The following is a 23,247-nucleotide window of genomic DNA, read 5'->3' on the forward strand; positions in this document are numbered from 1 at the left end:
GTTGTTACGCTTTCGCGAAAGCGGAATTATGAAAGAAGGTAGCTCAGATATGTAAAATGTCTGGGCTATTTCTATTTATATGTGATTCTATTTTATAAAAACGCTCTTGTGTATTATATTGAAAACTGTTGTAATTTGAAGTACTTTTGCAGGCTACCAAAAGTTATTGTAACATAATCACGACAAGCTAGATTTGATATCAAAAGAAACCATAGACAAAGTTTTTGAAACCGCCCGTGTAGAGGAGGTGATAGGTGATTTTGTAAATCTTAAAAAATCTGGATCTAATTTTAAAGGCCTCTCTCCATTTTCGGACGAGCGTACGCCTAGTTTTATGGTGAGTCCTGTAAAACAAATTTGGAAGGATTTTTCTACTGGTAAAGGAGGTTCGGCGGTTTCATTTTTGATGGAGCACGAGCATTTTAGCTATCCAGAAGCGATAAAATACCTAGCCAAAAAGTACAACATTGAGGTAGAAGAAACAGAGCGCACAGACGAGCAAAAGGAAGCTGCAAATGAGCGTGAGAGTATGTATCTCGTAAGTGAGTATGCTCGTGATTACTTCCATAAAACGATGCTCAATTCTGAGCAAGGTAAGGCTATAGGTCTTTCATATTTTAAAGAACGCGGGTTTACTGCAGCGACTATTGAAAAATTTCAGCTAGGGTATAATCCAGATCAATGGGATGCTTTTACGAGTGAGGCAATACGTCAAGGTTACAAACTAGATTACTTAGAAAAAACCGGACTCTCTATAGTTAAGGAGGAGAAGCAATTTGACCGTTTTAAAGGGCGTGTGATGTTTCCTATACACTCTATGAGTGGTCGTGTACTAGGTTTTGGAGGTAGAATATTAGATAGTAGTAAGAAAGCAGCAAAGTATCTCAACTCGCCAGAGAGTGACATTTACCATAAGAGTAAAGTGCTGTATGGTATTTACTATGCAAAGCAAGCTATTGCAAAGGAGGATAACTGTTACCTAGTAGAAGGGTATACAGATGTGATACAGATGTTTCAGTCGGGTATTGAGAATGTAGTTTCTTCTTCTGGAACGGCACTTACTCCAGAGCAAATACGATTAATCAATAGACTTACTAAAAATATAACGGTCCTCTTTGATGGTGATGCTGCTGGACAGCGTGCAGCACTACGAGGGATTGATTTAATTCTCGAGCAGGGAATGAATGTTAGGGTTTGCTCTTTTCCTGAGGGTGAAGATCCAGACTCATTTTCGCGAAAGCATAGTAAAGAAGAAATAGTCGCCTTTTTTGATGAAAATGCAAAAGACTTTATACAGTACAAAGCAAATCTTCTTGTAGAAGAAGCGGCTGGTGATCCTGTAAAAAAAGCAGATACTGTGCGTGATATGGTAGAGAGTATTTCTAAAATACCTGACGCCATAAAGCAAGAAATTTATGTGCAAGAGTGTGCGCGCATAATGGAGGTCTCTGAGACTGTGTTGTATAATACGCTTGCTCAAATACTTAAGAAAGATAAAAAGGAAACTGTAAAACAAAATAGGGGTAATCAACCTCAATCACCACCACCAGAATATATGTCTGTGGTGCCAGATGAGATGCCTAATGCTGTTGAAAAAGTTAATGTGTTATATGAGCTTGAGCGCAAGCTTATAGAGTCATTGCTTTTATATGGTCAGGTGGAAGAAGATTTTGAAGATCTGGTTCTCAAAGAGAATGAGGATGGTAGTCTTGAGCTGGAGCCTATAGTGCATAAAGCTAGAGTTTTTGAGAAAATCTATTTGGATCTGCAAGATGATGAGGTGGAGTTTACAAATGACCTCTTTAAGGTGCTCTATGGTAAAATAGTGGAGCAGATGCATCTAGATACTAACTTCCAAGTTCAGAATTTTATCAATGAACTCGCTCCAGAAGAAGCTAGTGAGATTTCAAATATTATTCTCAATGATGAGAAGTATGAACTTCATCGCTGGGATACTCGGGAGGTTTATGTGCGCAAGAAAGATACTTCTGTAGGTCAGTTTGTAACAGAGACAGTATTGAGTCTCAGAAAATATCTTATCACAGAAAAGATAAAAGAGTTAATGAATCAAACCAAGGATAGTGTTGACAACAAAGAAATCATTAAAGATATTCTAGATTATCAATCTCTCAATACATTACTGGGTAATAAACTGGGAAGAGTATTATCTGTCTAAACGTGACTGCTCTGTAATAATCTTGCGTGCTTTATGAGCTCTGCAACATTTTGTGCTTCTAGTTTCTTAAGAAGTCTCATTTTATAAGTACTTACTGTCTTCTCATTAATGTCTAGCTCTGCTGCAATTTCTTTATTGCGCTTTCCATTAGATAATAAATTTAATACTTCTATCTCTCGACTAGAGAGTTTTTTGTATTTAAATGCTAGTCCTTGAGTTGCGTTACCGTCACTCACTAGTCTCTGACTAAGTGCTTCGTTGAGGTAAATTCCTCCTCGCTGTACTTGGTTTATCGCATTAAGAACGCGCTGTATGGAAGCGGTTTTTGCAACATATCCAGAAGCCCCATATTTTATAGCGCTTAAGGCATACATCTCTTCTGGATGACAGCTTAATACTAATATCTTGATGTGAGGAAATTCTCTTTTTATGGCCTTTAGCGCGGTAATACTATTGAGGTTAGGAATGTCTATCTCGAGAATGAGAATGTCAATCTCTGTAGTAGTCAGTGTGTTAAGTAGGTCATTGCCATCATTAACATATCCGATAACTTCATAGTTTCCCTCCGCGAGAAGTATGGAAGAAATTCCTTTACGCGTTATTGGGTGGTGGTCTGCTATTAAAACTTTGTTCATTAGTTATTTTGTTTAACAAGTAATGAAACAAGTGATTGAGGGGTAGTACTTGTTTGTTTGCACTGCAAAGTACGCTCAATTGTTTATAGTTTTAACCTTTTTGATGATTTATTCGTTAAAATACCTGCTTTTTTAGGTTAACGGGGATGTTGCAGACTGGTATTGGGTTCATTTTGTGCAAATTGGCGGTGTTTAATCTCTTATAAAGGTCAAAAACTCGTCTTTGTTCTGGAGTGAAATCTTCAACAGTTTTGTTATTTTCTCCACTTTTAATTAACTCATCTTGGTGCATTGCCCATTCAAGTTGATCATATGTAGCACCTATTTGATCTTCATCTGTGCGGTCATCTCCCCATAGTCCATCTGTAGGGGCTGCATTTTGAATACTTTCTGGAACACTAACAGCTGCTGCAAGCTCAAACACTTCAGATTTCATAAGATCTGCAATAGGGCTTAAATCTACACCTCCATCACCGTATTTAGTATAAAAGCCTACACCAAAGTCTTCTACTTTGTTACCTGTACCAGCGACAAGGTATTTGTGAAGCCCTGCAAAATAATATAAAGTACTCATACGCAGTCTAGCTCTAGTATTTGCTAGACTTAGATTAAGCTGCTCGCTCATCTCTACTGTAGGTACAGCCTTTTTCATTTGCTCAAAGGTGTCGGTAAGGTTAACCTCTACGTCTGTAACGTTTGCAAATCGTTCCTTAAGTTGTTTAATGTGTTCTTTTGCGCGTGTCACTTGACGCTCATCCTGATGTATAGGCATCTCTACACAAAGTACTCGTAGTCCAGTTTTTGCACATAACGTTGAGGTAAGTGCGCTATCTATACCGCCACTTATACCCACTACAAAGCCGTTCATTCTCGCATTAGTTGCATATTCTTTTAGCCAGTTTACGATGTGTTCTACTACTTTGTCAGTTTGCATAGGTTGCTGTATTTTGAAGTGCTTTAAATTGGTACTTTTGTATGCTTAAATGTATGAAATATACGCTTTAAGAAAAAGACTCGTTTTCTTGAATATAAAGATACAAACTCTATGAATAAAATGCTTATAATTCTGTCATTGCTAGTGTTTATTGCTGGTTGTGCAGAGGATACCAAAACCCCACCAGAAATTAAGGCCATGTCTGTAGATATGGAGGTGAGAAGATTTGATCAATTATTTGCGGCTGCTTCAAAAGAAGATCTTGCGCCTCTACGGGCAGAATTCCCATACTTGTTTTCAAAAAAATTCCCTGACGAATATTGGGCGCAGCGTTTTACAGACACCATACAGCAAGAAATTAATGAAGAAATTAAAAAAGTCTTCCCAGATTTTGATGCAGAAGAAGCGTCTATTGAAAATCTTTTTCGTCATATTAAGTATTACTTTCCAGAAACTACGGTGCCTAAAATTGTCACCCTAACGACAGAAGTGGATTATAGGAATAAAGTAGTGCTCGCAGATAGTCTTTTGTTAATAGGATTAGATACGTACTTAGGTGAAGATCATCATTTTTATACAGGTATTCCAAAATTTCAAAGCAAAAACTTTAGAACAGAGCAGATGCCTGTAGATATAGCAGCTGCTTTTGCAAAAACTAAAACCAATAGACTGCGTCAAAAAGATTTTCTATCTGAAATTATACACGAAGGTAAAAAGCTTTACCTCATGCAGCTGTTGCTTAGTGAGACACCTGCACACGAAATCTTGGGATATACTCTTCAAGAATTGTTATTTGCACAAGAGAATGAAAAGAATATGTGGGAGTTCTTTGTAAAAAACGAACTACTGTATAGTACGGATAGAAAGTTGCTTAGTCGTTTTGTGAATCCAGCACCTTTCTCAAAATTTTATCTCTCTTTTGATAATGAGACACCTGGCCGAGTGGGTAGGTATATAGGTTTTGAGATTGTAAAATCATATATGGATAAGAACGATGTATCGCTCAAATTCTTACTGAATCAAGATGCAACTACTATCTTTGCAAACGCAAAATACAAACCTTAAGGAATGGCTAGAAAAGAAAAATCTGAAATAAAAATAGCAATCGAACTTGATGAGAATCGCGTTCCAGAAAAGATGGCGTGGACGGCTCGTGATGGAGGAGTAGCAAATGAGGAAGCAAAGGCAATGCTTTTGTCATTATGGGACCCAAACCAGAAGGAGAGTGTACGTATTGATTTGTGGACAAAAGATATGCCTGTAGATGAGATGCAGCAGTTTTTTCATCAGGTACTTGTAGGGATGACAGACTCATTTCGTCGTGCTACAAATGATGAGAAAATGGCAGACACCATGAAAGACTTTACAGATTACTTTGCAGAGCATCTTAACTTAACTGAGAAGTAAAAATTATGGGTTTGCTATTTATATATAATGCAAACTCTGGTGCCTTAAATGGTCTTTTAGATACAGCTCATAAGCTGGTGAGTCCAGAGACTTACCAGTGTGAGCTTTGTGATCTTACCCACGGAGCTTTTACAGAAAAAAAGGAATGGTTACGCTTTCGCGAAAGCGTAAAAACTCCAATGCAGTTTTTGCATAAAGATGAGTTCTTAAAGCGTTACAAGTCTAAGTGGTTGCCGCAGTATGATTTTCCTGTGGTTCTAGCTGTGGTCGATAGTGGTCTAGAAGTAGCTATCTCAAAAGAGCGATTTACTCAGTTGCAAACGCCTCAAGCTTTGATAAAAGAAGTGCGAGAGGTGTTGCGCCTATTTAATTTTCAAGATTATTGTTAATCTCTTCTATGTAGTTTAATATATCGTCTTGACCTCTACCATTTGTTGAGCTACTTATAAAGTAGTTAGGAAACTCCCACCATACACCCTCAAGCATAATACGTTTATATTCTTCTATATTACGTTCTAGTACTTGTGGTCGCAGCTTATCTGCCTTAGTAAATATGATTGAAAAAGGTATTTCCTTCTCACCCATATACTCCATAAACTCCATATCTATTTTTTGAGGCTCGTGGCGGCAATCTACAAGCACAAATGCAGAGATCATTTGCTCGCGTTGCTCAAAATAGTCTGTAATGAATTTTTGGAAATACTTCTTATCCTTTTTTGAAACTCGAGCATAACCATAGCCAGGTAAATCTACTAGGTGCCAGTTTTCGTTTATTAAAAAGTGATTAATAAGCTGCGTTTTACCAGGTCTTCCAGAAGTTTTGGCAAGACTCTTACGGTTAGTAAGCATGTTAATAAGCGAAGACTTTCCTACATTAGAACGGCCTATAAAGGCGTATTCTGGGATGCGAGTGTTGGGACACTTTGTGACTTCGGAGTTACTTACTACAAAAGAGGCAGACTTGATTTTCATATCGCAAAAATAGTAATGTAATCGTTTAATAAAGAATATGCAGCACATTATGTGCTCAAAAGTCTAAGAGATGACTGTGAGGGTAATTCTTAGTGTGTATTATTAATGTGGGTAAGAGGTATTAAAATTCTCTTTCTTTAAGCCACTTAAGGAGTATGTCGTTAAACTCGTTGGGCTTTTCCATCATTGCTGCGTGACCACACTCATCTATCCAGAAAAGATCTGAGTCTGGAAGGAGTTTATTAAAATCCTCAGCAACCTCTGGCGGAGTGACTCCATCTTGACGTCCCCAGATAATACAAGTAGGTGTATTCATTTCTGGAAGGTCTTGCGCCATGTTGTGACGTATAGCGCTTTTTGCAATCGCAAGTGTTTTGAGTAATTTGTTACGATCGTTTACAGTGTCGTACACCTCGTCTACAATTTCCTTAGTAGCACACTCTGGGTTGTAAAAAACACCTTGAGCCTTCTGTTTGATGTATTCATAATCACCGCGCTTAGGGTAGCTTTCTCCCATTGCACTTTCGTAAAGTCCAGAGCTTCCTGTGATTACAAGAGCTTTTACTTTTTCTGGAGACATTTTTGTGTGATAAAGCCCCACATGACCACCCATAGAATTACCTAGAAGAATTACTTCTTTGTAGCCCTTCATGGTGATAAATTCATCAAGGTACTTTGCAAATGATTTTACACCTGTTTTAACAAGCGGCATTGTGTACACTGGAAGTTCAGGTATAACCACCTTATACCCATTTTCCGAAAAATGAGAAGTTACTGCATCAAAATTACTCAAGCCTCCCATTAAACCATGTAAAATGATAATTGGTGTTCCTTCGCCTTTTTCTAGATAAGTAAATTTCCCTTCGGTTATTAAGTCGTGTTTCATAAAAGTGGTTAGTAATCAATAGAAGCAAATATAGTTATTTCGCTTTTGATTAGTCGTTCTTTTTTGACTTTGAATTTATGAGGGTTTATCTGTATTTGTTAGAAGTATAACACATTGTTTTTGTGCGCTTTCGCGAAAGCGAAATTTTAAAATCATAGTTCGTTTCTACAAGAAATGTAAAAAAAACATTCATCAACATATTGTTAACAAGTGGCGGGAGGTGGTACAACTTATCAACAAAGTGGTAGAATGTGGTAAAAAGTGGTAATATTTGCGCTATATTTGAGTTAATACATAAAAACTAACCTATCTCGAGTGATTAATCTCATTGGAACATATGAATGTAAAATAGACGCTAAGGGTCGACTCATGTTGCCTCAAGCGTTTAAAAAGCAGCTGGCGCCTGTCCTTCAGGATGGTTTTGTGCTTAAGCGTGCTGTGTTTCAAAAATGTCTTGAGTTGTATCCTATTGCAGAGTGGAATGTGCTGAGTGCAAAAGTGAATAAGCTTAATCGTTTTAATAAGAAGAATGATGAGTTTATACGTCGTTTCAATGCAGGTGTTAAGCCAGTGGAGGTTGATGGAACGGGTAGAGTTTTAGTATCAAAAGATTTAGGAAGTTTTGCAAAACTTGAGAAGTCGATTGTGGTTAATGCTGCTTTCAACATACTTGAGATTTGGGATAAAGATTTATATGAAAAAGCCATTGACGAGGCAGCGGTAGATTTTGCAGATCTTGCTGAGGAGGTGATGGGAGATAGCGATATACCAGATGGATTATCATAACCCAGTATTATTAAAAGAGACGGTAGGTGGTCTCAATATCAAGCCAGATGGCATCTATGTAGATGTCACTTTTGGTGGTGGTGGTCATTCTCGTGAAATCATGAGCAGGTTAGGTCCTGAGGGAAAGCTATATGGTTTTGATCAAGATGTAGATGCTCAACAAAATGTTATTGAGGATGAGCGATTCACGCTTATCCCAGAAAACTTTAGATACATCAAGCGATTTATGCGCTTTCATGGTGTGAAAAAAGTAGATGGCATCCTTGGTGATTTTGGCGTGAGTTCACATCAATTTGATGTTGCAGAGCGTGGTTTTTCTACTCGTTTTGAGAGTGATCTCGATATGAGAATGAATCAGAATGATACGTTATCTGCTTATAATGTCATTAATGATTATGCAGAGGAAGATTTAAGACAAGTGTTCTGGCAGTATGGAGAGCTTCGTAATGCTCCTAAGCTGGCTAGTACTATAGTGCATGAGCGCAATAGTCAGTTTATAAAGACTAGTGAGCATCTTAAAAAGGTGTTAGCTCCTTTTTTGCCTAAGCATAGAGAGCATAAAATACTTGCTCAGATTTATCAAGCAATACGCATAGAGGTTAATCAAGAGATAGAGGTTCTTAAAGAATTTTTACTTCAGACAGAGCAGCTCCTTGAGCCGGGTGGTAGAATAAGTCTTATAAGTTATCACTCACTTGAAGACCGTCTAGTGAAGAGATATATAAGAAATGGAATGTTTGAGGGAGAGCCAGAAAAAGATATGTATGGCAATTTTGAAGTTCCTTTTAAGAAAGTAGGGAAGCTCATTATTCCAGACAGCAATGAGATAAAGTCAAACAACAGAGCGCGTAGTGCAAAGTTGAGAATCGCTGAAAAACTTTAAGAGGCACAGTGAGCAAGTTTAATAATATACTCAAGGGTAAATTTCTAGTAGATGAGGATGCCTTTAAAAACTGGAGGATGATCATCTTTATTTCTGCACTCGCATTAATCATGATTGCTAGTTCGCACAGAGCAGATGAGAAGGTCTATGAGATTGCAAGGTTAAAAGAAGAAGTAGCTGAGCTGAGAAGTGAAGCGGTAGACAGCCGAGTAAATCTCTGGAAGTTAAAAACAAATAGTAGTGTGGCAAAAGCATTAGAGTCAAGGGGAATTAAACCATCTAATGTGCCGCCAAAAAAGATAAAAGTAACAACACAAGAAACAGATTAATAAAGTGGCAACCACAGAGAAGCACATATTAAACCGCCTTTATTTCGTCGCTGGATGTATGTTCCTCCTAGCGATCATAATCGCATATAAGCTTATTGCGATTCAGGTGTTTCAGGGTGCAAAGTATCGTGAGCTTGCTACTACTAGCACAGAGAAGATGGTAACCATCCCAGCTACTCGCGGTAACCTTTATGCAGAAGATGGTAGTCTTCTCGCGACCTCACAAATCAAGTACGATATACGATGGGATGCAGTAGCACCATCTAATGAAAATTTTAACGAGAATATAGTTGGTCTTTCTAAGGGGCTCTCTCAAGTGCTCGGTAAGCCTCAATCATATTATGAAAATAGATTGCGCAAAGCGCGTAGTACAAAAAATCGCTACTTGTTTATAGCCCGTAAACTAGGTTATGCAGAGTATGTGAAGATTAAATCACTTCCATTATTCAATAAAGGCCAATTTAGAGGTGGTATCATTATCGAGGAGCATACAGAGCGTGAGCATCCGCTTGAGAAAATGGCAGAACGCACCGTGGGTTATGAGCGTCAGGATGATAGTGGTTATTATACACGAGTAGGTCTTGAGGGTGCATACGGATATTACTTACGTGGTAAAGAAGGACGCCGTCTCAAGCAAAAGATTGCAAAGGGAGAATGGAAACCTCTTGGGGTGGGTAATGTTATTGAACCACGAGATGGTTATGATGTAATCTCAACCATAGATGTAAATATTCAAGACGTTGCACACAACGCCTTGCTTGCTAGTCTTGAAAAATACCAAGCAGACCACGGTTGTGTGGTTGTTATGGAGACTAAGACGGGCGAGATTAAAGCAATATCAAATTTAGGTCGTACTAAGGAAGGGAAATATTACGAGCGTCTCAATTATGCAGTAGGAGAAGCACATGAGCCGGGTTCTACATTTAAGTTAATGTCTATGGTTGCTGCGCTTGAAGATAAGGTGATTGACTCAAGTACGGTGTTTGATACAGAAAATGGTCGTGTGAAATTCTATGACCGAACGGCGATAGATTCTAAAAGAGGTGGTTATGGTAAAATAACAGCTGCAAAGGCATTTGAGCTGAGTAGTAATACCGCTTTCGCGAAAATGATAAACGATAACTATGCCTCAGATCCAGAAAAGTTTGTAAAACGACTTTTTAATATGGGGCTCAACGATCAATTAGGACTTGAAATTAAAGGAGAAGGAAAACCGAACTTTCCTTACCCAGGCGATAAAAACTGGTATGGAACTACCTTGCCTTGGATGGCTTTTGGATATGGAATAGAGTTAACGCCATTACAAACGCTCACATTTTATAATGCTATTGCAAATGATGGTGAGATGGTAAAACCTCGTTTTATTAAAGAGGTGAAGGAGTGGGATCAAACCATTGAGTCTTTTGATAAAGAGGTGATTAATTCTCGTATCGCTTCTCAAGCTACTATAAACGTAGTAAAGGAGATGATGAAGAAAACAGTAGAGCGAGGTACAGCGAGAAATATTTATAGTGAAGAATTTTCAATGGCGGGTAAGACGGGTACTTGTCAGACTGAGTATTGGATAGAAGCAGGAAGATATATTTCATCATTTGCGGGTTATTTTCCAGCAGATGAGCCTAAGTATTCTTGTATTGTAGTGGTTAATAAACCTAAAAAATCTATAGGGTTTTATGGAAATGTTGTTGCAGCTCCGGTGTTTAAGGAAATTGCACAGAAAATTTATACAGATACTCCTGTAATTGATGAGGTGAATTTACCCACGGAGAATTCAAAGATTATTGAGGGGGATTATCAGAGGTATTATGCAAATGTCAATAAAGCACATAGCAAGATGCCTAATGTAAAAGGAATGCCTGGAATGGATGCGATTGCATTGCTAGAAAACCTAGGCTTAAAAGTAAATTTTCGCGGAAGCGGGAAAGTGAAAAGTCAGTCTGTAAAAGCTGGTGATAAAATAGAGAAGAATAAAACAATCACGCTACAATTATCTTGATACTACTTAAAGACATATTATATAAGGTAACACTAGAGTCTGTAGTGGGTAACACTGCTGTTGCAATTACTAATATTCATTTTGACTCACGTCAAGTGTCTCTCAACGATGTGTTTGTCGCTGTGCGCGGTACGCAAAGTGATGGGCATGAATATATAGCAAAAGCTGTAAATCAAGGCGCGCTTGCAATCATTTGTGAGGAGCTTCCAGAAAAAACGGTAAACGGAATAACCTATGTGAAAGTCGCAGATACTTCTAGCGCACTTGCTACAATTGCTTCTAATTTTTATGGAAATCCTTCGGCTAACTTAAAGCTTATTGGTATTACGGGAACTAATGGTAAGACTACTATCGCTAGTTTGTTATACCAGCTGTTTCAAAAGGCAGGTTATAAGACAGGACTGCTATCTACGGTAAAGATTTTAGTAGATAAGACCGAGTATAAAGCGACGCATACCACTCCTGATAGTTTGACAATAAATAAGTATCTCGCAGAGATGTCTGAGGCTGGTGTAGAGTATTGTTTTATGGAGGTGAGCTCGCATGGGATTCATCAAAAACGTACAGAAGGTTTGCATTTTGAGGGAGGGATTTTTACAAACCTATCTCACGATCATCTAGATTACCACGACACCTTTGCAGAGTATAGAGATGTTAAGAAAAAGTTTTTTGATGAGTTACCTAAAACGGCTTTTGCGCTCGTAAATAACGATGATAAAAATGGACCTATTATGGTTCAGAACACAAAAGCAAAAAAAGTAACCTACGCTTTAAAATCATATGCAGATTATAGAGCGCAAATTCTAGAAAATCAATTATCGGGATTATTACTTAAAATTCAAGATCAAGAAGTTTGGGTGAAGCTTATTGGTTCGTTTAACGCATATAACCTCTTAGCCATTTTTGCAACAGCAGAATTGTTGGGGCTAGATCAAATGGAAGCATTACAGCTTTTAAGCGAGCTAGAGAGTGTGTCTGGACGTTTTCAATATTTCATTTCTGAGGGTAATGTGACTGCAATAGTAGATTATGCACATACACCTGATGCTCTTAAAAATGTGCTAGAAACCATAAATGATATCCGTACTAAAAATGAAGAGCTTATTACGGTTGTAGGAGCTGGTGGAGATAGAGATACTACAAAGCGTCCTAAAATGGGGCATATTGCAAGTGCACTTAGTACAAAGGCAATTATCACTAGTGACAATCCACGTACAGAGAAACCAGAAACAATTATAGAGCAAGTAGAAGCAGGTGTTGAGCCTATTAACTACAAAAAAATCTTATCTATCACAGATAGAAAGCAAGCTATAAAAACAGCTTGCCAACTTGCAAATCCAGGAGATATAATTCTAATCGCGGGTAAAGGTCATGAGACTTACCAAGAGATAATGGGAGAGCGATTTGATTTTGACGATTATAAAATAGTACAAGAAACCCTTAAACAACTTAATAAGTAATGCTGTATCATCTTTTTCAATGGTTAGACGAAGCTTACAACTTGCCAGGAGCAGGGTTGTTTCAGTTCAGTACGTTTCGTGCTGCACTTGCGGTGTTGATATCGTTAGGACTTTCTACTATTTATGGAGAGCGCATTATTAAGCTCCTGCAGCGCAAGCAAATGGGAGAGCAAATAAGAGATCTAGGTCTAGAGGGACAAGCAGAAAAAGCAGGAACTCCTACTATGGGTGGTCTTATTATCATAGGCGCTACTCTTATTCCTGTGTTGCTATTAGGTGACTTGCAAAACGTTTATATCCTTCTTCTTATCGTTACGACGGTGTGGATGGGAATCATAGGCTTCTTAGATGATTATAAGAAGAAAATGCAAAAAAATAAAGATGGCCTTGCTGGTAAATATAAGGTAGTTGGTCAAGTGGGATTAGGAATTATCGTGGGGGCAACAATGTTCTTCCATAGTGATATTACCATACGAGAAGAGATTAAGCAAACTGCTGGTACAGAAAAAGTTGAAATTACTACTGTAAGAGGAGATGCAAAATTTGATGAAGCACATAAAAGCTTAAAAACTACCATACCATTTGTAAAGGATAACGAGCTCAATTATGAAACAATCCTTACAAGCATAAACGAAGATTGGAAAGGATATGCGTGGATCATATTTATACCTATTGTAATCTTTATAATCACAGCGGTGTCTAATGGTGCAAACCTCACTGATGGTATTGATGGCCTGGCAGCAGGAACAAGTGCAATTATTGTGCTCACCCTGGGGATTTTTGCATTTATATCTGGTAACATCATTTTTAGTGATTACCTCAATGTGATGTACATCCCAGGTACTGGCGAGATGCTCATATTTATTGCTGCATTTGTAGGAGCGCTTATTGGATTCTTATGGTATAATGCTTATCCAGCGCAAGTTTTTATGGGAGACACAGGTAGTCTTACTATAGGAGGAATTATTGCTGTGCTTGCTATTGCAACTAGAAAAGAATGGCTCATCCCAATACTGTGCGGAATTTTCTTAATGGAGAATCTTTCGGTGGTATTACAGGTGGGATATTTTAAATACACAAAGAAGAAATTTGGGGAAGGTAGACGCATCTTTTTGATGTCTCCTTTGCACCATCATTATCAAAAGAAAGGTATTCACGAGAGTAAAATTGTTTCCCGCTTTTGGATTGTAGGGATTTTACTAGCGGTACTTTCTATCATAACATTAAAAATTAGATAATCACGCTTTCGCGAAAGCGAAGTCAACACTAGATCTAGCTAAGTTAGAGGGTATAAAAAATGAAGAAACGATTAGTCATATTAGGAGCTGGAGAATCTGGCGTAGGTACTGCCATTTTAGGTAAGGCCAAAGGCTATGACGTGTTCTTGTCTGATTTTGGGAAGATAAAGAATCACTACAAAGAGATACTCATTGCTGAGGATTTTGCTTGGGAAGAAGAAGGTCATACAGAAGCACTTATTCTCAATGCAGATGTAGTGATGAAGAGCCCTGGAATACCAGATAAAGCACCTATTGTGCAAAAGCTGATAGAAAAACGAGTGCCTGTAATCTCTGAGATAGAATTTGCTTCTCGATATACAGACGCTACAATTGTAGGTATTACTGGAAGTAACGGGAAAACCACAACTACCATGCTCACTGGGTTTATTCTAGAGCAAGCGGGAATCAATCTAGGTGTAGCCGGAAACATAGGTGACAGCTATGCAAAGATGGTGGCACAGAAAGAGATTGATACGTATGTGCTAGAAATAAGCAGTTTCCAGCTAGATGGAATAGCAGATTTTGCACCACATATCGCGGTAGTTTTAAATGTGACACCAGATCATTTAGATCGATATGATTATAAGTTTGAAAATTACATTGCTTCAAAATTTAGAATAGCAATGAACCAAAAAGAAACAGATTATCTCATCTACGATGCAGATGATCCTGTGAGTGTAGACTGGCTCAAAAAACATCCAGTCAAATCAAAATTATTGCCTTTTTCACTTGATAAAGAATTTGAAAATGGCGCTTTTATAAAAGACAATAACCTAACAGTACAACTAGATAATAACACCTTTACCATGGCTACAAATAATCTCGCTTTAAAAGGGCAACACAATAAGAAAAATGCAATGGCTGCCTCAACTGTAGCAAATCTATTAAATATTCGTAAGTCTACTATTCGTGAGAGTCTAGAAGGTTTTCAGGGTGTTGAGCATAGATTAGAGCAAGTGCTTAAAATCAATAATGTACAATACATTAATGATAGTAAGGCTACTAATGTAAACGCAACATTTTATGCTTTAGATAGTATGAGTGAACCTACTGTTTGGATTGTAGGTGGTGTAGATAAGGGTAATGATTACCGTGATTTATATCCACTCGTAAATGAGAAGGTAAAAGCTATTATCTGTCTAGGTGTTGATAATGCAAAATTGATGAGCCATTTTGGTAATATGGTTGACGTTATTGTTGAGACACCGTCTATGACCGAGGCAGTAAAAATTGCTTATAAAGTGTCTGAGCGTGGAGATAATGTATTGCTTTCTCCTGCTTGTGCAAGTTTTGACTTATTTGATAATTATGAAGATCGCGGCCGCCAGTTTAAGGAAGCTGTGCGTAATCTTTAATTCTGATTTGAAAGCTGATTGTACTTCATTCCCCCGTGTAAGGCATTCAGCTTATCAGAGTTTATAACTAAAGAAACCGAATAATAGATAATTACTAGGCGTTGAGTACCACATTTAAAAACATATTTGCAGGATTACAAGGTGACAAGACTATATGGGCTATTGTTGCCCTTCTTGCGTTGTTTTCTTTTTTACCTGTGTATAGTGCTGCAAGTAATCTCGCATATATCAAAGGTGATGGAAACACGGTGAGGTTTCTTATCAAGCACGGTATGCACTTAGTGTTAGGGTTTGCCATGTTATATGGAGTGCATAAAATACCCCATCATTATTTTAAAGGGCTTTCTTTTATAGCGCTTCCAGTTGTCATTATTTTACTTATTGTGACACTAGCTCAAGGAACTACCATGGGTGGAGCAAATGCAAGTAGATGGATCAAGATACCTATTCTTGGTGTCGGTTTTCAGACCTCCACATTTGCAGGTGTTGTATTGATGGTGTATGTAGCTAGGTACTTAGCAAAAATTAAGGATACTGCAGTAACATTTAAAGAAACTATTGTACCCTTATGGTTGCCAGTGGCAGCTGTTCTTGCATTGATTCTTCCGGCAAATTTTTCTACTACTGCGATTATTGCAGCAATGGTTATTGCATTGGTGTTTTTAGGTGGTTATCCATTAAAATATTTAGGAATTGTTATTGCAACAGGCGTTGTTGCACTTTTGTTCTTCGTATTATTAGCAAAAGCTTTTCCTGGTGTATTCCCTAACCGTGTTGATACTTGGATAAGCCGTGTAGAGAATTTTGCAAATAATGAAGTAGACGCAGATGCAGACTACCAAATAGAAAAAGCAAAAATAGCAATAGCTTCGGGGGGTCCATTTGGACTTGGTCCCGGAAAAAGTGTTCAGAAAAACTTCTTACCGCAATCTTCGTCAGATTTTATTTTTGCAATTATAGTAGAAGAGTTTGGTATTACTGGTGCTGGATTTCTACTGTTCTTGTATATGTTGCTATTATTTAGAATTACCGTAGTTGCTCATAAAGCAGAGACGGTTTTTGCAAAGCTAGTTGTGGTAGGTGTAGGATTGCCTATAGTCTTTCAAGCTTTAATAAATATGGCGGTTGCTGTAGAGTTATTTCCTGTAACTGGGCAAACATTGCCACTAGTGAGTAGTGGAGGTACTTCTATATGGATGACCTGTCTGGCAGTTGGGATTGTACTCAGTGTCAGTGCAAAGCGTACGGCAGTTGTGCCAAAAGATGAAAGTGAGTTAAACCCTTTAGACATACTTAGTGAAACCATATAGAGTTATATTATCTGGAGGAGGAACAGGAGGTCATATCTATCCTGCGATTGCTATTGCAAAGGAAGTCCAGCGTCGTCATCCTGACGCGCAATTTCTATTTGTAGGAGCGAGTGATCGCATGGAGATGGAAAAAGTGCCGCAAGCAGGTTTTGAGATAGAAGGGTTGTGGATAGCTGGAATACAGCGCAAGCTTACGGTAGATAATCTTATGTTTCCCTTTAAGCTCATAAGTAGCTTGATGAAATCTCGTAAGATTATTAAAAATTTTAAGCCAGACGTTGTAATAGGTACTGGTGGTTTTGCAAGTGGGCCATTGCTTAAGATGGCTACAATTGTAGGGATACCGGCAGTTATTCAAGAACAAAACAGCTATGCGGGTATTACAAATAAACTCTTAGGTAGGTCTGTTGAGAAAGTGTGTGTTGCTTATGATGATATGCATCGCTTTTTTCCAACAGAAAATATCGTAAAAACCGGTAATCCTGTACGTGCAGACTTATTGGATATAGAAAGTAAACGTAGTACCGCTTTCGCGAAATATGAGTTGTCTCATAGTTCGAAAGTAGTTTTAATTATAGGAGGAAGTCTAGGAGCCAGAGCTATAAATGAATTGATTGAGAAGCAACTCCCATTTTTTAAACGAAAAGGAGTACAGGTTTTATGGCAAACTGGTAAGCTATATTATGATAAGTACAAACATCATCAGGCAGATGGTGTTCAAGTAATGGCATACATCGACCAGATGGATATGGCTTATGCAGCAGCAGATATTATAATCTCTAGGGCAGGAGCAGGATCTGTATCAGAACTATGTATTGTGGGAAAGGCGACTATTTTTATCCCTTCTCCAAACGTTGCCGAAGATCACCAAACTAAAAATGCGCAAGCTATCGAGAAGACGGGTGCTGCAATTTTAATAGCAGAAAAAGATCTCGATAAAAAATTTGAGCTCGTTTTTAAGGGACTACTTAACGATGATAAAGTTTGCTTTGAGCTAGGAAGAAAAATAAAAACACTTGCATTACCAAATGCCACATCAGACATTGTGGATGAGGTAGAGCAATTATTGAAATAATTATTTGAAAATATAATAGCTATAGTTTTAAACTATAGTGTGTAGCATATAAAAATGAAACCTTTAAAAGACATACAGAACATTTACTTCATCGGTATCGGTGGGATAGGTATGAGCGCTCTAGCTTTATACTTCCATAGGGAGGGCAAGAATGTGACGGGTTATGACAAAACGCCTTCAGATGTTACTGCAGCTTTGCAAGCCTCTGGTGTTAAGGTTCATTTTGAAGATAAAAAAGAGGGGATTGATAGTTCTTTTACTAGCAAGGATGATACCTTAGTGGTGTTTACTCCTGCCGTTCCTAAAATGATGGGAGAGCTAGTATATTTTCGCGAAAGCGGATTTATACTTAAAAAACGTGCAGAAGTGCTTGGTATGATTGCAAATCAAACCTTCTCGCTTGCTGTTGCAGGAACGCATGGTAAAACGACTACTTCTAGTATTTTAGGTCATCTACTTGCGGCATCCGGAGCCCCGGTAACTGCGTTTATAGGTGGCATCACAAATAATTACAATGGTAATTTAATTCAAAAAGGTAGTGATGTCGTAGTGGTAGAAGCAGATGAGTTTGATCGCTCTTTCCTTCAGCTTAGGCCAGATATTCTCTGTGTGACTTCTATGGATGCAGATCATCTTGATATTTATGAAGATGAGGCAGACCTTATTGCTACATTTCAAGAATTTGGGGCGCTAGCTCCAGAGGATAAGCGTTTTGTGAAAAACGGACTTCCACTTGCTGGAAATACGGTTGGTATTGAGGAGGATGCAGATTATACTGCGCAGCGAGTACGCATAGAGAATGGCACTTATGTCTTTGACTTGCATTACCCAGATGGCGTTTTAGAGAATTTGCAATTTAGTCTGCCAGGAAGACATAATCTTTTTAATGCTGTAGCTGCTTTAGGCATGGCGTTATCATACGGTAGTCCTAAAGAAAAGTTGATAGAAGCGCTAGCGAGTTATTCAGGCGTAAATCGCCGATTTACATACCGTATCCAAAAAGAAGATATGGTGTTGATAGATGATTATGCGCATCACCCTACAGAAATCGCTGCGGTACATCAAAGTGTAAGAGAGATGTATCCAGAGGAGCGTGTGCTTGCTATTTTTCAGCCACACTTATTTAGTAGGACTAAAGATTTTATGAGTGATTTTGCAATAGAGCTTTCTCGTTTTGACGAAGTAGCCCTATTAGATATTTATCCAGCAAGAGAAGAGCCTATCGATGGTATTACTAGCGAAGTATTGCTTAGTGAAATGACGCTTTCGCGAAAGCAAATCATACAGAAAAATGAGCTTGTTGATTTGGTAAAACATACAAATCACAAAATTGTTGTGATGATGGGTGCTGGAGATATAGGTGTAGAGATTTTAAAAGTAACGAAAGAACTGCGTGGTGAAGGTTAACTGGTTTTACATAAAGATGTCGGTTTTACTGCTGTTGACAGTATTTTTGTTTGCGTTTGCCATTCAAAGAAATGAGGCGCGCACAGTGGCCGAAGTTAGTGTTTCGTTTAAGGATGAAAGTACTCCTTTTGTGACGCGTGAGACCGTTAATAAATTGTTGATAGTAAGTAACGAAAAGCTTGCAGGAAAGGCTAAAGAAAATATAGCTTTGAGTGAGATGGAAAAGCGCGTCAAGGCGCATCCAATTATCAAGAATGCAGATGTTTACGTAACGATGGGTGGTGATATAGGTGTTGCAATAGAGCAACGTAAGCCTATAGCGCGACTTGGCGGTGCTATTTCTTTTTATATAGACGAGAGTGGTGAGGTGATGCCGTTGTCCCAAAATCACTCTGCACATGTGCCGCTTGTGACTGGAGCAACGGAGAAAGACGTAAGCGAAGTGTACAGACTGGTAAACTTTATTAGGAATGACAAGTTTCTTACAAAACACATCATTGGTATAGCTCGAGCAAAAAACGGAGAATATACATTAAAGGCTAGAAAACTAGGATATACTATATCACTTGGTAAGGTAGAAGCGTTAGAAAAGAGGTTTAGTAACTATAAGGCTTTTTATGAAAAAGCGCTTAAAGATAAAAGTTTAGATAAGTATAAAACTATAGAGCTTAAGTATGACGGGCAAGTAGTTTGTGAGAAAAAATAAAACGGGGATTGAGCAAGCTTTCGCTTATTCCGATAGCTATCGGGAGGGAGTAAACTCTCAAAATTAAAGGTATGGAAAATCAAAATATCGCAGTAGGACTGGACATAGGGACCACGAAGATCGTGGCAATGATAGGGCGGTACAATGAATACAACAAGGTGGAGATTCTCGGTATAGGGAAGTCTAAAAGTCTTGGTGTACACCGTGGTGTGGTAAATAATATCACCCAGACCATACAATCTGTGCAGCAAGCTGTGCAAGAAGCAGAAGATGTATCTGGAATTAAAATTCAAGATGTAGTGGTAGGTATTGCTGGCCAGCACATACGCTCATTACAGCATAGTGATTATATAACTCGTAACAACTCTGAAGAGGTAATTGATGCAGCAGATATTGATGCGTTATGTAACCAAGTACATAAACTGGTAATGCTACCAGGTGAAGAGATCATTCATGTATTACCACAAGAGTATAAAGTAGATGGGCAAAGCGAGATTAAAGAGCCTATAGGGATGTACGGTGGTCGTGTAGAAGCAAATTTTCACGTAGTCGTAGGTCAAGTTGCATCCATAAGAAATATAGGTCGTTGTGTAAAGAGCGCAGGATTAAACCTAGATCGTATCACACTTGAGCCACTTGCATCTGCAAATGCTGTGTTGAGTCAAGAAGAAAAAGAAGCTGGAGTAGCACTTATCGATATAGGTGGTGGTACAACAGATCTTGCCATTTTTAAAGATGGAATTATTAGACATACAGCTGTAATCCCTTTTGGAGGGAATATTATTACAGAAGATATAAAAGAAGGTTGTTCAATTATTGAGAAACAAGCAGAGCTTCTTAAAATTAAATTTGGTTCTGCATGGCCAGGAGAAAACAAAGACAATGAGATTGTCTCTATCCCTGGATTACGTGGTCGTGAGCCTAAGGAAATAACACTAAAGAATTTGTCAAAAATCATTCATGCTAGAGTTGTGGAGATTGTTGAGCAGGTGTATCTAGAAATTAAAAATTACGGACACGAGGAGCAAAAGAAAAAGCTAATCGCAGGTATTGTACTAACTGGTGGAGGTAGCCAACTTAAGCACTTAAAACAGCTAGTCGAATATATTACTGGTATGGATACTCGTATAGGATATCCTAATGAGCATCTTGCTGGAGATAGTGATGCAGAGACTACGAGTCCGCTGTATGCTACCGCTGTTGGATTAGTGATGAATAGTCTGGAACATGGTTTATATAATAGCCAACTAGAACCAGAAGAGGAAGTTATTGCAAAAGAAGAAGAGGTCTTTACAGAGACCATTAATGAAATACCAGAAACTGATATCGAGGCTAGGTCTAAAAAACCACAAGCGCCTAAAAGAAGCATATTTGATAGATGGGCAGATAAGTTTAAAGATTTTTTAGACAACGCAGAGTAGTTTTTAAATCGATAAAGAATAAATAAGGAATAATAAGATAGCTACGCAAGTAGTAATTGATTGTATAAGAATAAGGGGCAAAAACAAATCATATGAGTACGACACAATTTGATAACATCACATTCGATCTTCCTAAAAACCAAAGTCACGTCATTAAAGTGATAGGTGTAGGTGGTGGAGGTAGTAACGCTATTAATCACATGTTCCAGCAAGGGATAAATGGGGTAGATTTTGTAATCTGTAACACAGATGCACAAGCACTAGAAAATAGTACAGTACCTAATAAGATACAACTCGGAGTAGGTCTTACAGAAGGTCTTGGTGCTGGGGCAAATCCAGATGTAGGAGAGCAGGCAGCTATAGAGAGTGAGATGGATATCAAGCAAATGCTTGGTACTAATACAAAGATGATATTCATAACTGCCGGAATGGGTGGTGGTACAGGAACTGGTGCAGCACCAGTAATTGCCAAAATGGCTCGTGAGCTTGATATCCTAGTCGTAGGGATTGTCACGATACCTTTCCAATTTGAAGGTAAAATGCGTAATGAGCAGGCTCAAAAAGGAGTAGATAAACTTCGTGCCCAGGTAGACTCACTCATTGTTATAAATAATAATAAACTCCGCGAGGTGTATGGTAATCTTGGTTTTAAAGCAGGGTTTAGTAAAGCAGATGAGGTTCTTGCAACTGCTTCACGCGGTATCGCAGAGGTAATAACTCACCACTACACACAAAACATTGACTTGCGTGATGCAAAAACAGTGTTGAGTAAATCAGGTACAGCTATTATGGGTAGCGCTACTGCTAGTGGTACAAGCCGTGCAAATGAGGCTATATCAAAAGCACTAGACTCCCCATTACTTAATGATAATAAAATTACTGGGGCTAAGAATGTATTGCTGCTTATTGTTTCTGGTGGTGATGAAATCACAATCGATGAGATAGGAGAGATAAACGATCACATTCAAGCAGAAGCTGGGCACAGCGCAAACATTATTATGGGTGTAGGTGAAGATGATTCCCTAGGTGATGCAATTTCAGTAACGATTATCGCTACGGGATTTAATGCAGAGCAGCAAAATGATATTGTAAATGTAGAGACTAAGAAAATTATTCATACGCTAGAAGAGGAGCAGAGAGCACAGCAAGATCTAATGCCAGATGCTACAGTTGAGATTCCACCTTCGGCACCTGTAACTCCACAAGCACCTGCGCCTCCTAAGAAAATAGTGCACACACTTGATCTTGATGAAATAGAGGAGAAGAAGCCTAGCGCTTTCGCGAAAGCGCCTGTAAAAGATATTACAAGGGAACAACCAGTGCCAGAACAAGCTCCTAAAGTAGAGCCGGTACAGCCACCTACACAACAGTATAGTATGGATATAGTTCCTACTACAGATGTTATTAAGAATATCACTGTTGTATATGATGAGGTATTGGCAGAGAATGAGGCAGATTTTGAAATTATCGATACTACGGTACGTAAAGAAACTGCTAGAGTAGAGCATAAAGAACCAGAAAATAACGGAATGTTGTTTTTTGACATGCCATTAACCACTGAGGCTCCAGTAGAGGAAGAAGATGAGAAGCCTATCATGTTTGATCTTGATGACACCACAGCATCCATCGAAGTTAAGGAGCCTGTAGAAATTGTGCCTGTCACAGAGCACACTAACAATGGAGAAACTCGATATAGTCTTGAGGACTATATGGAACTAGAAGAGACACTCTCTAGTGCATCTAGTGATGATGATGAAGCAGATGTTGAGGAAGAAACAATTGTCTTTGAGACAAAAACAGTAGCGCCTAAACAAGAATCTGAGGATGAAAATGCAGAGGTGGACCCTATGAATAGTCCTATCTCACAAATCCTTATAGATAGAGCATCTGAGCGCAAGCGTAAGATGAAGGAGTTCAATTACAAATTTCGCACAAATCAGTCGCGTATTGAGGAGATAGAAAAACAGCCTGCATACAAGCGTATGGGGATTGACCTAGAAGAAACTCCAGCTAAGGATGGTAGTTTGTCTAGAACATCACTTTCTACAGATGATAACGATGAAATTCAATTGAGAAGTAATAACTCATTTCTACATGATAATGTAGATTAAGCAGATAATGCTTAGAGTTTTTAGCGACCCGGCTATCTTCCCCAAGATAGTCGGGTTTCTTTTTTATAAGCTATCTGTGTTGTGTATATAATTTCGCTATTTCTCGTATCTTCGTGGT

The 23,247-nt window shown here is 38.4% G+C and carries 21 protein-coding genes; 17 read left to right on the forward strand and 4 right to left on the reverse strand.

Annotation, left to right across the window (positions count from 1 at the left end):
• Positions 1–193: 193 nt before the first annotated feature.
• Positions 194–2,176 carry a DNA primase gene (gene dnaG, locus D017_RS08705; protein ID WP_035335968.1) on the forward strand — a complete coding sequence of 661 codons (1,983 nt, stop codon included), beginning with the start codon at positions 194–196 and terminating at the stop codon, positions 2,174–2,176.
• Here the strand turns inward: dnaG and D017_RS08710 are convergent.
• Entirely contained in the window at positions 2,173–2,811 is a 639-nt protein-coding gene (locus D017_RS08710; protein ID WP_035335970.1) for a response regulator transcription factor, read from the reverse strand. The genes dnaG and D017_RS08710 overlap by 4 nt on opposite strands.
• Before the next feature lie 115 nt (positions 2,812–2,926).
• Positions 2,927–3,745, reverse strand: a complete 819-nt coding sequence (nadE, locus tag D017_RS08715) for an NAD(+) synthase (RefSeq protein WP_035335971.1) — start codon at positions 3,743–3,745, stop codon at positions 2,927–2,929.
• Between the two features lie 111 nt (positions 3,746–3,856).
• Between nadE and gldB the strand changes: the two genes are divergently transcribed.
• From gldB to D017_RS08730, 3 genes are read left to right on the forward strand one after another with little or no spacing between them, the layout of a single operon-like run.
• Entirely contained in the window at positions 3,857–4,810 is a 954-nt protein-coding gene (gene gldB, locus D017_RS08720; protein WP_035335973.1) for a gliding motility lipoprotein GldB, read from the forward strand.
• 3 nt (positions 4,811–4,813) lie between these two features.
• Positions 4,814–5,152 carry a gliding motility protein GldC gene (gldC, locus tag D017_RS08725; RefSeq protein WP_035335975.1) on the forward strand — a complete coding sequence of 113 codons (339 nt, stop codon included), beginning with the start codon at positions 4,814–4,816 and terminating at the stop codon, positions 5,150–5,152.
• 5 nt (positions 5,153–5,157) lie between these two features.
• On the forward strand, positions 5,158–5,541 hold the full coding sequence (locus D017_RS08730) for a hypothetical protein (protein WP_035335978.1): 384 nt from the start codon (positions 5,158–5,160) through the stop codon (positions 5,539–5,541).
• On the opposite strand, the gene yihA is transcribed toward D017_RS08730, so the two are convergent.
• Positions 5,519–6,124 (reverse strand): ribosome biogenesis GTP-binding protein YihA/YsxC, encoded by a 606-nt coding sequence (gene yihA / locus D017_RS08735; RefSeq protein ID WP_035335980.1) that lies wholly within the window; start codon positions 6,122–6,124, stop codon positions 5,519–5,521. The genes D017_RS08730 and yihA overlap by 23 nt on opposite strands.
• Positions 6,125–6,245: 121 nt before the next feature.
• Positions 6,246–7,010, reverse strand: coding sequence for an alpha/beta hydrolase (locus D017_RS08740; protein ID WP_035335981.1), 765 nt, complete (start codon positions 7,008–7,010; stop codon positions 6,246–6,248).
• 315 nt (positions 7,011–7,325) lie between these two features.
• On the opposite strand from D017_RS08740, the gene mraZ reads away from it, so the two are divergent.
• The 13 genes from mraZ to ftsZ all read left to right on the forward strand — a co-directional run bounded on the left by mraZ (position 7,326) and on the right by ftsZ (position 23,129).
• Positions 7,326–7,796 carry a division/cell wall cluster transcriptional repressor MraZ gene (gene mraZ, locus D017_RS08745; RefSeq protein ID WP_035335982.1) on the forward strand — a complete coding sequence of 157 codons (471 nt, stop codon included), beginning with the start codon at positions 7,326–7,328 and terminating at the stop codon, positions 7,794–7,796.
• Positions 7,783–8,679 (forward strand): 16S rRNA (cytosine(1402)-N(4))-methyltransferase RsmH, encoded by an 897-nt coding sequence (gene rsmH / locus D017_RS08750; RefSeq protein WP_035335984.1) that lies wholly within the window; start codon positions 7,783–7,785, stop codon positions 8,677–8,679. Before mraZ ends, rsmH begins: the two co-directional genes overlap by 14 nt.
• Before the next feature lie 8 nt (positions 8,680–8,687).
• Positions 8,688–9,008 (forward strand): FtsL-like putative cell division protein, encoded by a 321-nt coding sequence (locus D017_RS08755; protein WP_035335985.1) that lies wholly within the window; start codon positions 8,688–8,690, stop codon positions 9,006–9,008.
• Positions 9,009–9,012: 4 nt separating this feature from the next.
• Complete coding sequence (locus D017_RS08760; protein ID WP_035335986.1) at positions 9,013–11,004, forward strand: penicillin-binding protein; 1,992 nt, start codon at positions 9,013–9,015, stop codon at positions 11,002–11,004.
• Entirely contained in the window at positions 11,001–12,464 is a 1,464-nt protein-coding gene (locus D017_RS08765) for a UDP-N-acetylmuramoyl-L-alanyl-D-glutamate--2,6-diaminopimelate ligase (protein WP_035335989.1), read from the forward strand. Before D017_RS08760 ends, D017_RS08765 begins: the two co-directional genes overlap by 4 nt.
• Positions 12,464–13,702, forward strand: a complete 1,239-nt coding sequence (gene mraY, locus D017_RS08770) for a phospho-N-acetylmuramoyl-pentapeptide-transferase (protein ID WP_035335990.1) — start codon at positions 12,464–12,466, stop codon at positions 13,700–13,702. The genes D017_RS08765 and mraY overlap by 1 nt, the downstream gene beginning before the upstream one ends.
• A 59-nt stretch (positions 13,703–13,761) precedes the next feature.
• Positions 13,762–15,099 (forward strand): UDP-N-acetylmuramoyl-L-alanine--D-glutamate ligase, encoded by a 1,338-nt coding sequence (murD, locus tag D017_RS08775; protein ID WP_035335992.1) that lies wholly within the window; start codon positions 13,762–13,764, stop codon positions 15,097–15,099.
• 101 nt (positions 15,100–15,200) lie between these two features.
• Positions 15,201–16,409, forward strand: a complete 1,209-nt coding sequence (locus D017_RS08780) for an FtsW/RodA/SpoVE family cell cycle protein (RefSeq protein WP_035335994.1) — start codon at positions 15,201–15,203, stop codon at positions 16,407–16,409.
• Positions 16,396–17,484 carry an undecaprenyldiphospho-muramoylpentapeptide beta-N-acetylglucosaminyltransferase gene (gene murG / locus D017_RS08785; protein ID WP_035335995.1) on the forward strand — a complete coding sequence of 363 codons (1,089 nt, stop codon included), beginning with the start codon at positions 16,396–16,398 and terminating at the stop codon, positions 17,482–17,484. Before D017_RS08780 ends, murG begins: the two co-directional genes overlap by 14 nt.
• Before the next feature lie 54 nt (positions 17,485–17,538).
• On the forward strand, positions 17,539–18,891 hold the full coding sequence (murC, locus tag D017_RS08790) for a UDP-N-acetylmuramate--L-alanine ligase (protein ID WP_035335997.1): 1,353 nt from the start codon (positions 17,539–17,541) through the stop codon (positions 18,889–18,891).
• Positions 18,892–18,907: 16 nt separating this feature from the next.
• Entirely contained in the window at positions 18,908–19,597 is a 690-nt protein-coding gene (locus D017_RS08795) for a cell division protein FtsQ/DivIB (protein ID WP_225969286.1), read from the forward strand.
• 71 nt (positions 19,598–19,668) lie between these two features.
• On the forward strand, positions 19,669–21,018 hold the full coding sequence (ftsA, locus tag D017_RS08800) for a cell division protein FtsA (protein ID WP_035336001.1): 1,350 nt from the start codon (positions 19,669–19,671) through the stop codon (positions 21,016–21,018).
• A gap of 92 nt (positions 21,019–21,110) precedes the next feature.
• A complete protein-coding gene (ftsZ, locus tag D017_RS08805; RefSeq protein ID WP_035336003.1) occupies positions 21,111–23,129 on the forward strand; it encodes a cell division protein FtsZ in 2,019 nt (672 codons plus the stop codon).
• Positions 23,130–23,247: the final 118 nt, after the last annotated feature.

This window comes from Dokdonia sp. PRO95 (assembly GCF_000355805.1).
GTDB lineage: Bacteria > Bacteroidota > Bacteroidia > Flavobacteriales > Flavobacteriaceae > Dokdonia.

What these genes read in the sequence shown, in the direction of transcription:
- rsmH (WP_035335984.1), top strand. Translation starts at nt 7,783, where the DNA reads ATGGATTATCATAACCCAGTATTATTAAAAGAGACGGTAGGTGGTCTC.
- murC (WP_035335997.1), top strand. Translation starts at nt 17,539, where the DNA reads ATGAAACCTTTAAAAGACATACAGAACATTTACTTCATCGGTATCGGT.
- gldC (WP_035335975.1), top strand. Translation starts at nt 4,814, where the DNA reads ATGGCTAGAAAAGAAAAATCTGAAATAAAAATAGCAATCGAACTTGAT.
- gldB (WP_035335973.1), top strand. Translation starts at nt 3,857, where the DNA reads ATGAATAAAATGCTTATAATTCTGTCATTGCTAGTGTTTATTGCTGGT.
- ftsA (WP_035336001.1), top strand. Translation starts at nt 19,669, where the DNA reads ATGGAAAATCAAAATATCGCAGTAGGACTGGACATAGGGACCACGAAG.
- D017_RS08740 (WP_035335981.1), bottom strand. Translation starts at nt 7,010, where the DNA reads ATGAAACACGACTTAATAACCGAAGGGAAATTTACTTATCTAGAAAAA.
- D017_RS08730 (WP_035335978.1), top strand. Translation starts at nt 5,158, where the DNA reads ATGGGTTTGCTATTTATATATAATGCAAACTCTGGTGCCTTAAATGGT.
- D017_RS08795 (WP_225969286.1), top strand. Translation starts at nt 18,908, where the DNA reads ATGTCGGTTTTACTGCTGTTGACAGTATTTTTGTTTGCGTTTGCCATT.
- ftsZ (WP_035336003.1), top strand. Translation starts at nt 21,111, where the DNA reads ATGAGTACGACACAATTTGATAACATCACATTCGATCTTCCTAAAAAC.
- murD (WP_035335992.1), top strand. Translation starts at nt 13,762, where the DNA reads ATGAAGAAACGATTAGTCATATTAGGAGCTGGAGAATCTGGCGTAGGT.
- nadE (WP_035335971.1), bottom strand. Translation starts at nt 3,745, where the DNA reads ATGCAAACTGACAAAGTAGTAGAACACATCGTAAACTGGCTAAAAGAA.
- yihA (WP_035335980.1), bottom strand. Translation starts at nt 6,124, where the DNA reads ATGAAAATCAAGTCTGCCTCTTTTGTAGTAAGTAACTCCGAAGTCACA.
- mraY (WP_035335990.1), top strand. Translation starts at nt 12,464, where the DNA reads ATGCTGTATCATCTTTTTCAATGGTTAGACGAAGCTTACAACTTGCCA.
- D017_RS08710 (WP_035335970.1), bottom strand. Translation starts at nt 2,811, where the DNA reads ATGAACAAAGTTTTAATAGCAGACCACCACCCAATAACGCGTAAAGGA.